Genomic DNA, 13,225 nt, shown 5'->3' on the forward strand with positions numbered 1-13,225 from the left:
CACGAAGCGCGCGGTATCCTCTATTCGCAGACCTGCGCAGGCAGGTCAGTTTCTACCGGCAATCGACACGTTGCCTGCCCAAGCGCCGGAAGTCATGGCTGGTCGGTTGCCGTGTATAGGACTGACACATTGGCTAGCCTCAATCCGCCTGATCGCAGGCTGTCATCCCTTTAAGCGCTCAGAATTCGGCCGTTTTGAAAAGACGACCTGCTTGGCCGCTGTCGTCCAAACGCAGAACGATTTCATCATCAGCAAAAGCAACGAGCTTGCCCTTGGCGTCACGGGGCAGATCGGACGCTATGACGGTCATGATGTACTGGAGCTTGCGGTTGCTGATCTGATCGCGAACGACTTCAAGGAAAGCCAGCTTCTTCCGATCGTCAAGCGCTTCCATCATCCCGTCGTGGTAGACGAAATGAAAGAACGGAATGTCCTCATAGACGCGCAAGAGTGCGAGGTCGAATAGAGCGCAAATCAGCTTCTTGTAGCTAGTTCCCTCCCCCTGGCTCGATGCAACCCCCTTCTGGCCAGCGAGACCCAAGCTGATCTTATAGTCCAGATTGTTGTTCGAATTGACCTGGAAGAAGAACAGGCCCTCGTGGTTCAGGACTTTTTGGCAATAGTCATTGAAGATACGGGTGAAGCGTTTGTAGATAACCGTCGGCTTGGACAGCATATCCTTAATCTCGTCAACGACGCGGCCGCGGTCACGTTCCGCCTCACGGACCTGCCGAGCGGTTTCCACCACCGCCTCAAGTTTCTTGCGCTGCTCGCCGAGGTAGACAAGCTGCGCCCGTTGCTCGGTGACATCCTTCTGCAAGGCCTTGAACTTGTCGAACGTATCGGTCGAGCGGAGCACTTTCAGACGTTGGACGCGTTGAGCATCAAGTGACGCCTTGCGACCTTCAGCGGCCGAAAGTTCCTCCTCCAATTCCTTGCGACGCTTGCGCAGCGCCGCGTTGCGCTCCTGCGTGACCTTCTTCTTGAACTCGACCAGCTCGCTGTATTGTTTTTTCAGCTGCGCCGGGAAATGGAGCTTTGCATCGTCGAAGATCGATTGTACCTCGTCCAGATCGAACTTGTCCTTGTGGCTGAGCGAGCTGTCGATCTGGCCAATGTCGTATCGAGCATCATAGATCTGCTGGTTCAGGCTCGCGATCTCGCTCTCGATGGTCTCCACCAAATCGCGCATGAGGCGGCGCTCTTCGTCATCGAAGCGGAAGGCATCGATTTGCGCCTCAAGATCCTCGACGTGTTGTTGGAGCACGCCGAGTTCGGCCGTCAGCTTGGGCAGATCCTCTTCCCTGAACTGGACCTCCGCCTGTTGCTCCCCCTGCTTTTCCTGAAGCTTCTGGATGAGCTCGTCGAGCTCGTACTTCCTGATGATAGGCTTCTGGTTGAAGCCAAACAGATGGGCGACAAACGGCTTCCAGTGAAGGTCGCGTCCGGCCTGGAACTTTTGCAGCTGCAGCTCATCACTCCAGTCGCCCTGAGATCGCAGGAAATACGTGATTGCCTTCCTATAATCGTAAGGCTTTAGCGCTCTGAGATCGAGCCATGCGTCAAGAAGCTTGATCGCTTCGTCGATCGGCAGATCGGGGTGATCCCAGCCATCATCGGCTGCCGCGCTGAAATCTGCATCCGGGTCTTCGTGACGGGAGAGCGCGATCCGGGTTGGCGCGACCACGCTGCGCCTTATGGTCGCGTAGCCGCCACTGTTCAAGGCGATCTCAAGAAAGAAAACGAATTCCGAAAAGCGGTCCCGATGCCTATAGAGAAAGCTCTCCTGTGACCATCCCTTCAGCATCATGAAGTCGATGAGGTGCAGGAGTGTCGTCTTGCCGAGATTATGTGAGTCTTTTTTGCGATCTTTAGGATGCTTCACCTCACCGAGCACCACATTCAGACGATTGGCGTCGGCTCCGTGATTGAAAGCAACCGGCGAGAGGATATCTGGAAGGTTGGAGTATAGGCGGCTGAGCTGCATGGTCAGTCAGTCCCCCTTATATTCGAGCGTATCGTTCTTGAGGTGATACTCGGCCTTGCCCAGGAGAAACAGGAGGTCGAGGGCGGGCAGGAAGGAAAGCTCCCCATTGGCGCCCACCCGTCGGATCACGACGCCGCGCAGTTTCTCAAATTCACAGACGCCCCGCTTCTGAAGCTCTTTGAGGACGAGCGAAAACACGCGCAGCAATGAAGTGTCCAGGTTCAGATGCTTCTTAGGCGTCAGCGTGGACGACATCTTCGTTCTCCTCCAGCTGCTTGATGCCAATATCGCAATTGAAATACATATAGTGCAGCAAGATCGAAATCAGGCGGCGTTTGCCCCGCAGGGCCTCACGCTTCTCCTGGATCTGTTCGTACATGAAGACGAAGATGTCATCGAACGCTCCGAACTGAGCACGCCTGGCGATGATCTTCTGCTTCAGCTCATCGGCAGCATCATGATAGAGCGCCGCGAATTCCTCGTTTCTCGGATTCTGGAGGAACTGGGCGACGCGATCGAAATGCGGCATGGATTGAGCGACGATCACCTGCTTGTAGTATTCGTCGGAGACGCCGTTGAGCTTGTTTTTCAGCGGCATCTTGAGCTTCTCGAAATCGAGCGCGCTGTCAAACTCGCTGGCAGCGTCGTCCTTGGTATAAGCGTGGAGCGCGCCGATCACTTCCACCAGTTCGTCCGGGTTGAAGCGGAAAGGCGATGGGTCAAGCCAATTGGGCAATGTCTCTCGGATATTCGCGCAGTCGTCGAGCGCAAGGTGGAGACGTTCTACGCCGATAATGTGCGCGGAGTCGATCCCGAGCCCCAAGAGATCCTTCATGAACTTTTCGTCAGCACCGCCCGTATATTTCCGGTTGGTGAAAACGAGATAGTGATCGCAAATGCCGTCACCGTTCAGACGCTTGATCTTGCCATGCTCTTTCCCGAGCAGACCAGCGAAATCCGGGTCAGAACACGATTTGTTTGGCGCGCTGATGTGCTTGGCCTGGAGGACAAAATGTCCGGACAGCGGCGACGCAGCGCTCGGGAATGCGTTCGCAGTGCCGTGGAACTTTCCATCGCGGCCACCGTCCCGTCCGCGAGCGAAAGGGGTTACGCCCTCGCCTAACCAGCGTACGCAAATGCGGACGACGAGCTTCTCAAACTCATCTTCATTAAGCTCGTGCAGTCTGTAATCGCGAGGCAGCATGGGATCAGGATTGCAAACAAAAGTTGAATATAACTCTAACGGATTTGGAGTATCCGAGGGCAAATGCGTTTGCAATGCGTGGAGACGACTGAACGATGAAATCACTGACCGTCCGACAAACGCCGGCGCTTTGAGAGGCAGGGTGATAGACAGGCTCATCACACCACGCCCCACGCCCGAAACCTCCCCCTCCCCGTCATCTCACGCAGGCCAAGCTCACCGACAATTCGCCGCGCCGCCTGCGGCGTGACCTCGAGCGTCTTCCCAACCATGCCGGCCGAGACAAGCGGCTTCGCCATGACCAGCTCGATCAGCTCCGGCAGCTTTGACGACGTCCGCCGGCCGTTGAGCTTTCGCTCCATCATCTGCCGCGCCAGCGCCAGCCGATCGTGTTCCTTCAGACCGAGCTCGGCTGCCGCGATCAGGCCGCGGGCGATGGCCAGCAACCGTGTTTCGCGGTCGCGATGCCGGCGGCGATCGACGGGAATGGATTTCAGGCCGAAGTTGAACGCGGCGAGATGCGCTGCAGTGGTGATGCCGGCCTGGCGCAGGATGGACGCCGCCAGCAGCCGGCCAAGCCAGGGCGCACGCTGCAAGACGGCCAGTTCATTCCAGGCATCCAGCGCAAGGACGGCCTGCAGCACCGGCGGCAGATCTCCTATCAGGGTAAGCGCGCCACGCCATTCCTCGAGACGCGCGTCCTCGTCCCAATCGAGATCATAGACCAGCGGATCCCGTTCTCGGACGGCGGCCTGAGCCGCGCCGGGCGTCTTGGCTACCTCGATCGCTGCCTCCGATCGGGCGAGCAGCGCATCGATAGCGGCGAGCTCGGCGTCGAACGGACTGGAATTTTGCTCGGCTGCGTCTTCCCCCTGCCCTCCTCCGCCGGACGCAGCATCCGCCGGCGGAACGACACAGACTGGACTATCGGCACGAAGGTATGCTGCAGGCCACGCCTGCCGGAGGCCGTCGGGGCTGAGCGCCCAGCCAGGCGGCTGCGCGGCGATGCGCCGGCGGGAGCGCAGCACGTCGCGGGCAATGGTCAGCTCGTGGGTCGGGGTGCGAATGTCGTGGCCGGCGTCGTGCAACACTAGGTCCTCGAGGTGGACAAGCTCGCCGTCGATCCACAGCGAGGCGCAGGCATCGGCAAAATGGGATCGTTCGAGAAAGCCTTCGCCGACGGCTGAGCGAGCGATGCGCTCGTCAAGACGGGTGAGTGCGACACCGGCGTCGGAGATGGGCCGCAGCAGGCTTCGGATGGGCAATTTGGCGAGATCGTAAGGCATTGAAATCATGGTAAATGATTTGCTAAGAGAACTCTATCTCAAAGTTAGAGTTCTTCACTTGGTATGGCTGCTGGAAGCACGTCTCACTATCGATAGTATCCAAGTATCGATACGATGGATTTCGAGGCGCAAATCGCCTATGGCAGTCTGGCTAGATCAGTTGAAACGCCGGGTTTTGCGGGCTTTTCAGCGGATTTCGCCCGGGATAGCCGGACTCCCCACAACAGTATTCCGCAGCCCGGTCGGCCCACAAGGCTCCTCCTATCTTTGGGAATTGCGCGCCGGCGCCTTCCATCAGGCCCCCTCGCTTTCGAAGCCACCTCCGAAACGCTGTTTTTCCCGGCATTTCCGCCACAGGAGCCCGCTGACACGCATTCGCCAATGCCGACGCTCCATTGCTCGTCCGCGGCGACATTTCGAGTCTGGGGGGGCCGCTGTTCGATATATAAAACACGCTTGCAACTGTTCAATTTTTGACGCATTCCTTATTTGTACAAAGCCCCTCGAAACAAGACCGTTAAAAGCGCGATGGCGAAGCCACTAACAGTTAACGTCCAACAATCTCCCAAGCGGCTAATCGGTTATGCCCGCGTTTCGACCGACGATCAGGTTCACGACTCCCAGCTGGACGAACTGCGGGCCGCCGGCTGCGATCGGATCTACCAAGAACAGGGCTCCGGGGCATCGCGGGCTCGTCCGGTGTTGACGCGACTGCTCGGCGAGCTCACCGCGGGTGACGTCCTCATCGTTGTCCGCCTCGATCGGCTGGCCAGATCGGTGAGTCATCTCTTGGCGGTGATAGAAGACCTCGAGGAGCGCGGCGTGCATTTCCGGTCGATCCGCGACCCGATCGACACCTCGACGCCACAGGGCATGTTCTCCCTCCAGGTTCTCGGCGCGGTCGCCCAGCTCGAGCGGGCGCTGATCGCCGAACGCACCAAAGCCGGCATCAAGGCGGCGAAGGCGCGCGGCAAGCTTCCCGGAAACCCCGGCCTGCGAGAACGGCGACCTGAGGCAATCAAGGCCGTCTCCAAAGCGCGCGAGAAACGCTATCTCGATGAGCTCATTGCGTCCGCGCAGACGTGGTTGCCGATGGTACGGCAACTCCGGCCCCAGCACAGTTGGGACAATGTCGTGCGGGTGCTCAATCGCCGCGGTCACGACTGGACCGTCGAGCGCCTGCGACGCGCCGTTCATCGCATGGTCCGCGAAAAGCTCGCGGAAAAAGATCTCCTGGCCCGATCCCCTCGCCGCGCCCCCGAGGACCATCTGATGAAGCTGGTGGCGGCGATCGCCATTGCCGATCCCGACCTGTCGCTTCGCGACATTGCCGCGCAACTGGACCAGATGGGCGAACGGCCTGTGCGCGGCGGCAAGAAGTGGCAGCCCTCTTCCGTTCGTGACCTGCTGGATGAAGCTCATCGGTTCGGTCTTATCCGCCGCTGAGGGCACGGTGCATCAGGCGACCAATCGCGCGGCTTCTTTTGCCGCGAGTGGACGGCATGGTTTCTGAGGCCTGGTGTTTAAGGATTTGCAACGCCAGGCGCAGGTACTCGGTATCGCTCCGCAGTTTCAGCTCAACACTCTCACCCTGAGCCGCGGCGGCGGTGACTTCCGGCGCCTGTTCCCCCTCCCCCCGAAACTTCCTGAAGGCCTCATGCAAGAAGGGCGGAACGCTTTCGATTTCACGACGCTCGATCAGGCCAGTAAGTTCGGCGATGGCTTCGATGGAGACGGCGTGCCAACCAAGCGACAGCGTGGATGGTGGCGCGGGCGCCGATGAAGAGGGCGGCGACTTGCCAAATGGAAACGAAATCCCGAGGCCGGCGACGTTGGGCAATCCGTGCGGGTGTGCGGTCCAAAGTAGGCGGCTAGCGGCCATTACAGCATCAAGGCATCCCCTTTGCCGCGACCGCGCGATCGCTGTACCGTGACGCCATCGGTGAGGTCGAGAATGCGCCGATGTACAGGCACAGACCCCAGATCCGGGGGGCGCCACAGCGGCAGGATTGTTGCGAGCCTCGCCAGGAGTTGCGCAAGAGACTCATCAAGTGTCTGCCCTCATGGGTCGTAATCCCCGCGGCTGCCGAACAGCCGCGATCGGTGCGTCTCCCATGACCGACGCAGGAAAGTCTGCTGCTAATATTCGTCGCTCACCTCGGCACCCGCTGGCGCGGCCTGACTGGTGCCGTTGACGGTCCTTCGCTCAAAATGGCGCTTCGGCTTGCTGTCGGCGCAAACGCCTGTCCGCGGCAACGCCAGGCTCGTCTGCCCTCGGTGCGCTGTGGTGGTCTCGCAACGGGGACAACTTGATCGATTTCAGCATCCCGTTCTGTCGTGAGTGCCTGGTCTTGCCGCTGGTCGCGACGGCACAGCAAGCGGAGCGGGAACTGCGGCGGACGGTGGCGCGGTGAGGCATGTGCGGCTGCTTCCGGTCGCACCTCGTCCCTTGGAGGACGAACTGCTCACATCCTGGCAGTGGCGGCTTGCCTCCCGCTATCCCAGTACATCGCCACTGATCGAGGTTTGGTTCGACGGACAGCCGCCCTCTACACGGAGAGGCGTTGAGGGTCGGGATGGCGCTGGGCGGGGCCTGTAGGCTCAAGGGAACACGATCTCCAGCGACTGGCGCTATCCAGTTTTCAAGATCTGCAGAATGGTACGTCAGGAATCCACGGAACCGAGGGGTTTGCCCCGCTTGCTTGGATGAGGACGCGGCAAAGGGCGGCGACCACTATTGCCGGCGAAGCTGGGCTCATGTGGAAGCGGTCGCGTGCTTCAAGCATGGTGCTGCCCTGCAGAGCGCCTGTCAGAGCTGTTTTCGAAGCGGTCTATTTCAGTTTCGCCTTCTGTCGGAAGCCGATGTTCTGGGCAGGCGCCGGCGAACGTCTATTCTATCTCGGGGACCGAACTCCCCTTCTGGCCGCTTTCGTATCTGCCGGGCGGCGGCGATCCGAAGTAGCAACAATGTGGGTCGAGGAACTCGTCGATGACGAAGTTTCCGATCGTGCCCATTTGAACGACATGGCCCCCCTCCCCTTCTTGCCTCTCGATCGGACTCGGCCGCACCAAGACAGCACAAGCGTCGACGACGAAACGTCAACCTGATCGGTCGGCCAGCTGAAGCACTGGCTCGAAGAGACGCAGGTCAAGGATGGTCTCATGTTCCAGCGCATCGGTTAGTGAACGGATGTTGATCGCCGCGGTCCACGCCGCAGCCGACCAAGCTGATCCTCAAGTGCAGGGGCAACCTGTCGTTGGGAGCTCCCAACAGCGGATTGAGGTCGATATTTTTCATTCAGTGCGACTATCGGGGGCCAGGTGGCAACAACCGATACGAACGTGTGAGAGCCTGACCAGGCCTCTCGGCACGCGAACGCTCTCATTCCGCACGATTAAGATCGCGTCTGTTGGGAGCTCCCAACAGAACTATATCTTCGCAGAGTTTGGCGTAAGACAGACAGCGCCTGCGGCACTATTAAGCGCACATAGTGGCCGGCGCAGCCGAGAGGCTTTCGGGGATCACGTGCCGCCCAGCCGGCTCCGCGTGAATGCGGTCACGTGCGCAGCCAGCTGAGCTGTCGTTCAGTGACCCTACATAGGGGGGCAATGATGCACTTTGGCTCCCAGCTCATTCCAGCCGATTTCCCGAGCTTAAGAAACTCGTTTGGAACCGTGATCCTCTTCGCCCTATTCCAGCGGCTGAGGTATTTGATCTTTACGAACGCAGCTGCCGTCACGTTAGCGCGATGAATTGACACCCAGAGAAGCAGTTCTCATCCATGAGCTTTGCATGGAATATGGGCCGCGAAGTCAAGCCGATCTAGTTTCGTTTTCCTGTTTTGCCTTCTTAGTATCGCACTTCGCGCTGCTCTGGCGGGAATGAACTAGGACCGGCTATTTGAAAATAAGTGCTCATTCCGAGCCGGTACAGAACTCTTAGTGGTTGGCAAACCAGCTAGATCACGGCGAATCTTCCTTAGGGAAAAGGTGAGACTGAGGCCTCTCCGTAACGCGACATGAACATGTTCGGTTGAGCGGCAATTGCTCGTGGCGACGGGCTGGGATCGGCATGGCAATCGCCACAACGCGCTTCATCAAATCGGTCTTCGGCGCCCCGTGGGATGCCGGATGTCAGTCCGAGCGCCTATCAGGTGGTCTAGAGATATCGGGCGTAGGGAACGCCGCGGCGGTTATGGCATGCGTTCCGGAGAGGGCAGGGGAGATCAACTAGGCCCGCGGGTAGTTGCGCGATCTGACGAGGAAAGCGGACGTGGAAGTTTTCGATGGCGCCAAAGCAGATGGCGCTTATGCGGACGAACGGTGCAATAGGGCGCAAAGCGTCTTAAAGAAATGGCCCCGCGGTGACGTGGGTCATGGAGAGAATGTGCTGCTTACTCAAACAAGGTGGACCGGCATATTGGCCGGTGTTCCCAGGATTAGCCCGCGATCCTCTGAAGTCGATGGAATTGCGCGTCACAAAGGTCCAATCGCCATCCAGAATGACAGGCTTTAGTTGATGGTCTTTCCATCCCTGCTTGCCCATCCAAACGACATGGGAAGATTCGCCATAGCCGGCAGCCTGCGCACGAACTGCAAGCTGAGGACTAAGGCACTCGTCAATGAGCAGCTTCATTCGGTCTTTCCGACTTGGAAGACCTTCGCGCGCTCAAGGTCGCACCTGCCGGCAGCCTTAGACGCGATGTGGGGCGGCCACGCGGCGGGTTCGCTTTTGCATACACGGCCGCCAGTTCGATTTTCTGCTCGTCCAGGCCCGGGAAATCCTCAAGAATCTCAGCCATGTACACGCCCGCGGAGACCATCGCAGCCACTGTGTACACGGGAATGCGCGTTCCTTTCAGGACCGCGGTTCCCGCCAGGATCTCCTCGTCGACAACCACCATCGCACGCGCGGCTTCCAGTTGCTCGAACCGATCGACGGTGTCCTTGAGAACGTCCCAAAATTCAATGGTCACAAACCTCTCGTGCAACGTCCAATCAGCTCGACGAAATTCTCTCATGTTCATCTTATGAACTTCGAGCGCGCGCAGCCTGTCCAGAAACCTGGTGATAGCCGACCTGCGGGTATGAGCATCCAAAATGTTGGCGCTATGGACGTAGAAGTTGATTGCGACGCAGCCTCCAGGCAGAACGCGTCGGCCCCCGTTTCGCACGAAGAGTTCGTCCGGGAGTATATGATTGTCGATCAATTTGTTGACGTTCTCGACTTCCACGTCTGCTACAACGGCGGCCTCGGTCGTCTTCAGGAAATGAGACTCGGCTAGCATGGCAAACTCCATTATTCTTCCCAGACGAGGGAAGGTATATGTTGGTCCGCTTTTACGTTGACCTTCTTGCGGGGCTTCAGAAGCTTTCGGGGGAGGGGAGCAGCCCGCAGAAGCCACTACTACAGAATGAAAGCGTTGATCCGAAACTGTTAACGAATGCCGGCTAGCGGCGCCTCCTCAAAAACGAACCATGGAAGACATGCCGCGTGGGACATTACATGTTTGTGGAGGCGCCATCGCGCACCGGTTTCCAGATGCGTGAGAAATCACCCGGTTGCAAGCGTGGTTTATCGACCGAACAGCAGCCCGTCCGACTCGGAATGTCATCGGGAACGAGCAACCGACCGTTCCCGGTGTCAGATGCGCGGCAGCAGGCTTCTGTGGCGGAAATCTGGAAAAACAGCGGTAGAACATGGCTTCGGGAGGAAGGAGCCTGCGGAAATGCGCCCGCTCACGGATCGTGCAGTTACGTTGCGTCAACTTGACGGCGTTAGGATCGCAAACAGCATGGCTTTTGCTGTCGAGGAACGAAAAGGTTTCCGAAAAGCAGGTTTGCGAGCGGAATTGGACGGAGGGCGGACCGTGGAAAACAGCGTCAGTGACCGCGAGCTTATCGCGGTGATGAGACAATATTTTACGGCGAAAGCTGAGCTGGAATGCTTGAAAAAGCAACTGGAGTCGGCGCGAAAGGCTGCCGGCGCGGCTATCGGTGTGTTCTACGATCCCCGCCAAAACCTCGAGCACGCCGTTGACCTGCTGCGATCGCATCGCTTGAACGGCGAGATGGCGGCGTTGATGCAACGCGCTGAAGCCTGGTGGAGGGCAGCGTCGGCGGCCGACCAACGCAACAGATCGGAGGCGGATGCAGAACCGGAAGACTGGCAGACGTTCGAGAAGCGAGCCGATGTTTTCTTCGGGTCGTAATGGGGGAGGGGGCTTGCTCATGCGTTCGATTTATCACCAGAATAGTAAATCATGCCGCCATCGCCCACTGTGCTCCCGTCTGGATTCGTCTTTCGTTACTGTGGCCGACTAGAACGGAGCAGCCAATCGCTACGCCGATCGTAGTTGCCCACTGCCGCTAGCACGCATGAGCGCCATCAACATTGGCCCGAGACTAAATTCGCCTCGCTCCGCTCGAGCGGTCAGATCCCGAAGGTAACCTCCCGCTGAATTGATATGCCCGGCTCGCTCCAGGATGCAGGCGGTCGCCACAGCCGCATTCTCCGGTCCCATTACCAAGCAAGCCTGTTCATAGGCTGACGGCGAAACGCCCAGCATCGCACGGACCACGACGGCCGCGCTCATCAGTTCACGCCAGTTTTCTATTCGGCCTCCGTGCCCATAATCCGCAATCTGCGGGCACGCTCGCAGTACCATAGAGAGAGGAAACGCTTTTATCGGCTCCCCTCGTCGATGCGGTTCCTGCCGCGGCTTCGCCTCCAGCTCGTTTCTAGAGCTAGGTTCAAGTTCAAAATGAGAGTCGGTATTTGAATTCTGTATGTGCTGACGGCTAGCGCTATCATTGGTGTCGGATTCTTGCTGAAAAAGCTGAGATTCCAACAAGTTGACGACACCCTCGTGCAGCAGCGTTAGTTCATCAAGGCACACCGAATAGTCTTCGATCGTCCTTGCCATTTTGACCTTAGCGACGGCAGCGACGTACAGCTCTTCAATTGCCTCCCAATCGCCCGGTGCACCCTCCTCAACTGCGGCCGATATCAGCTTGCGAACATCCCTCCGCGCGATTGTTATTTTCTCCTTGACCAGCTTCAGGCGGCGATTTTCGTCATTAACCTGCTGAGCCAGTCGAGCGATTTCTTCTGCGCGAGCAAGCAAGGGCGCTAGGCTGAAGCCGTACGCCGTATCGATCATGCCATCCCGATCCTTTCGAGCGTAGCGCTTACCGTTGGGACTATCGTTCCGAATGATCAGCCCAGCTTGTACCAGCAGGGCCAGGTTCTCACGAAGAGTCGTTCCTGCGATACCGTTCGCACGTGCCGTGAGCTGTGCGTTGGAAGGAAATACGATCAGATTTGAGGCTTCACTCAATTTCGTGTCCGGATAAAAGGATAGCAGTGCGCTTAAAACGGCCAGCGCGCGGTCTCGCAATCCAAGCAAGGTACGGGCCGCGCAGGCATCTTGATAAACCTTCCACTTGTCGGCTGACTTGCCTTGCTCGATGTCCGCTGCGGCGAACTGGTTCTTTACGAGCGCAAGCGTCATCGGCCGGCGCCCGAAGGGCGTCGTCACATGTCCACTCTGCATTTCTTTCACCTTTTCGAAGGCAATAGAAAAGCGCTCACCAAAACGGTGCCAAAGACTCTTGACGTGGATTCCGGGAAATGCGATTCTCTTAGGTGCGAACTAATTGAGAAGGGCTTCCGGATCCGTTTCGGGGGCCTTTTTCTTTGCCGTGTGTGTATTTACCGAATAATCACGGGCTTGCTGTTATTCGCTTTCTCCCTCACCGTTGCTCTCCTGGAACTCCCTGTAAAGCTCGTCCAGCTTCCCTGAAACGAACTGGGCGAATTCCGGGACAACCTTTTCTTCAAAAATGATGGTTGTTTTCCCATTCCGCGCCTCGATGCGCGCACCGCGTTTGCCAAGCGGCGTCTTCCACGTTTCTGGCTTGCTGGCCGTGGCTTTCTTTTCCGGCTCGTCAAGCGAACGAAGCAAAGCATCCAACCGCGCGTCGCTTTCGAGCTTGTTGTCAGCATAGTCGAGGAGCCGCTCGCGAGCGGTAGCCAGCTTGGCAGGGGAGGCGAGGTGGTCAACGAGGGCCAACCAACGTGCCCGTCCTGCTTTCGGTGCTGGGCCGATCAGTCGAACCAAATCTTCTGGTAGTTGCCGCGCGGTCGCCACATAGCGACTTACGTCCGCCTTGTCGGATGCAAGGGCGGCGATGATCGTTGGTCGATCGCACCCGGCATCTTCAAGGTGCTTCGCGAAGAAAGCCTTCTCGATGAAGGAAAGGTCCTTGCGATCAAGATTTTCGCGCCCCTGCGCGATGACGAGCTGGCTATCAGAGAGGTTTCTCACGATCGCGCGGACGGGTAGCCCTAACTTCTCGGCCGCCTTAAGTCGCCGGCGCCCATAAGCAATCTCGAATCGGCCCGCAGTCTGTGGGCTCGGTCGCACCAGGATCGGAACCTGCTGCCCGTGTTCGGACACACTTTCGACCAGAGCATCAAAGGCGGGGTCAACGTCGGCCGGGATGCGGTCCACGATCTTCGAGATATCAATCGAAGCCGTGTCAATGGAAATGACGGCTTCGCCTTCGGCTAGTTGCTGCTGAAGTCTGGTCGCCTGCTTCGCGTTCTCTGCCATCTCGTGCAACGACGAGCCCATTGCCGAGATTGCACCCGTGCGCACGCGGTCCGCTGATTTTGACGCGGAGGAAGCCGTAGCAACTGGCTTCTTCAGAAAGAGAGAGTCGATCGAATCTCGCCTACTCATG

Annotated in this window: 12 protein-coding genes; 3 read left to right on the forward strand and 9 right to left on the reverse strand. The window is 58.4% G+C overall.

Annotated elements, in window-relative coordinates:
* Positions 1–178: 178 nt before the first annotated feature.
* From ACQ5BM_RS25090 to ACQ5BM_RS25105, 4 genes are read right to left on the reverse strand one after another with little or no spacing between them, the layout of a single operon-like run.
* Positions 179–1,987 (reverse strand): DUF2326 domain-containing protein, encoded by a 1,809-nt coding sequence (locus ACQ5BM_RS25090; RefSeq protein ID WP_429817281.1) that lies wholly within the window; start codon positions 1,985–1,987, stop codon positions 179–181.
* 6 nt (positions 1,988–1,993) lie between these two features.
* Entirely contained in the window at positions 1,994–2,242 is a 249-nt protein-coding gene (locus tag ACQ5BM_RS25095; protein WP_429817283.1) for an ABC-three component system middle component 8, read from the reverse strand.
* On the reverse strand, positions 2,220–3,350 hold the full coding sequence (locus ACQ5BM_RS25100; protein WP_429817286.1) for an ABC-three component system protein: 1,131 nt from the start codon (positions 3,348–3,350) through the stop codon (positions 2,220–2,222). Before ACQ5BM_RS25100 ends, ACQ5BM_RS25095 begins: the two co-directional genes overlap by 23 nt.
* A complete protein-coding gene (locus tag ACQ5BM_RS25105) occupies positions 3,350–4,486 on the reverse strand; it encodes an RHE_PE00001 family protein (protein ID WP_429817289.1) in 1,137 nt (378 codons plus the stop codon). Before ACQ5BM_RS25105 ends, ACQ5BM_RS25100 begins: the two co-directional genes overlap by 1 nt.
* 519 nt (positions 4,487–5,005) lie before the next feature.
* Here ACQ5BM_RS25105 and ACQ5BM_RS25110 point away from each other — a divergent pair.
* Positions 5,006–5,923, forward strand: a complete 918-nt coding sequence (locus ACQ5BM_RS25110; protein ID WP_065091850.1) for a recombinase family protein — start codon at positions 5,006–5,008, stop codon at positions 5,921–5,923.
* Here ACQ5BM_RS25110 and ACQ5BM_RS25115 read toward each other — a convergent pair.
* Positions 5,910–6,359: a hypothetical protein gene (locus ACQ5BM_RS25115; RefSeq protein WP_065091849.1), complete on the reverse strand. Its 450-nt coding sequence runs from the start codon at positions 6,357–6,359 to the stop codon at positions 5,910–5,912. The two genes, ACQ5BM_RS25110 and ACQ5BM_RS25115, sit on opposite strands and share 14 nt — an antisense overlap.
* A gap of 694 nt (positions 6,360–7,053) precedes the next feature.
* On the opposite strand from ACQ5BM_RS25115, the gene ACQ5BM_RS25120 reads away from it, so the two are divergent.
* Positions 7,054–7,470, forward strand: coding sequence for a TniQ family protein (locus ACQ5BM_RS25120; protein WP_156765788.1), 417 nt, complete (start codon positions 7,054–7,056; stop codon positions 7,468–7,470).
* A gap of 1,352 nt (positions 7,471–8,822) precedes the next feature.
* Here the strand turns inward: ACQ5BM_RS25120 and ACQ5BM_RS25125 are convergent.
* Together ACQ5BM_RS25125 and ACQ5BM_RS25130 are read right to left on the reverse strand one after the other, a co-directional pair.
* Positions 8,823–9,113: a DUF5615 family PIN-like protein gene (locus ACQ5BM_RS25125; RefSeq protein WP_172831077.1), complete on the reverse strand. Its 291-nt coding sequence runs from the start codon at positions 9,111–9,113 to the stop codon at positions 8,823–8,825.
* Entirely contained in the window at positions 9,097–9,777 is a 681-nt protein-coding gene (locus tag ACQ5BM_RS25130; protein ID WP_082960279.1) for a DUF433 domain-containing protein, read from the reverse strand. Before ACQ5BM_RS25130 ends, ACQ5BM_RS25125 begins: the two co-directional genes overlap by 17 nt.
* Positions 9,778–10,206: 429 nt before the next feature.
* Here ACQ5BM_RS25130 and ACQ5BM_RS25135 point away from each other — a divergent pair, with 429 nt between their 5' ends.
* Positions 10,207–10,689 (forward strand): hypothetical protein, encoded by a 483-nt coding sequence (locus ACQ5BM_RS25135; RefSeq protein WP_245305023.1) that lies wholly within the window; start codon positions 10,207–10,209, stop codon positions 10,687–10,689.
* A 129-nt stretch (positions 10,690–10,818) separates the two neighbouring features.
* On the opposite strand, the gene repC is transcribed toward ACQ5BM_RS25135, so the two are convergent.
* Complete coding sequence (gene repC / locus ACQ5BM_RS25140) at positions 10,819–12,033, reverse strand: plasmid replication protein RepC (RefSeq protein ID WP_065091847.1); 1,215 nt, start codon at positions 12,031–12,033, stop codon at positions 10,819–10,821.
* Between the two features lie 183 nt (positions 12,034–12,216).
* Positions 12,217–13,224 (reverse strand): plasmid partitioning protein RepB, encoded by a 1,008-nt coding sequence (gene repB, locus ACQ5BM_RS25145; RefSeq protein ID WP_065091846.1) that lies wholly within the window; start codon positions 13,222–13,224, stop codon positions 12,217–12,219.
* Position 13,225: the final 1 nt, after the last annotated feature.

It is taken from the genome of Ensifer sp. B1-9 (assembly GCF_050474445.1).
GTDB lineage: Bacteria > Pseudomonadota > Alphaproteobacteria > Rhizobiales > Rhizobiaceae > Ensifer.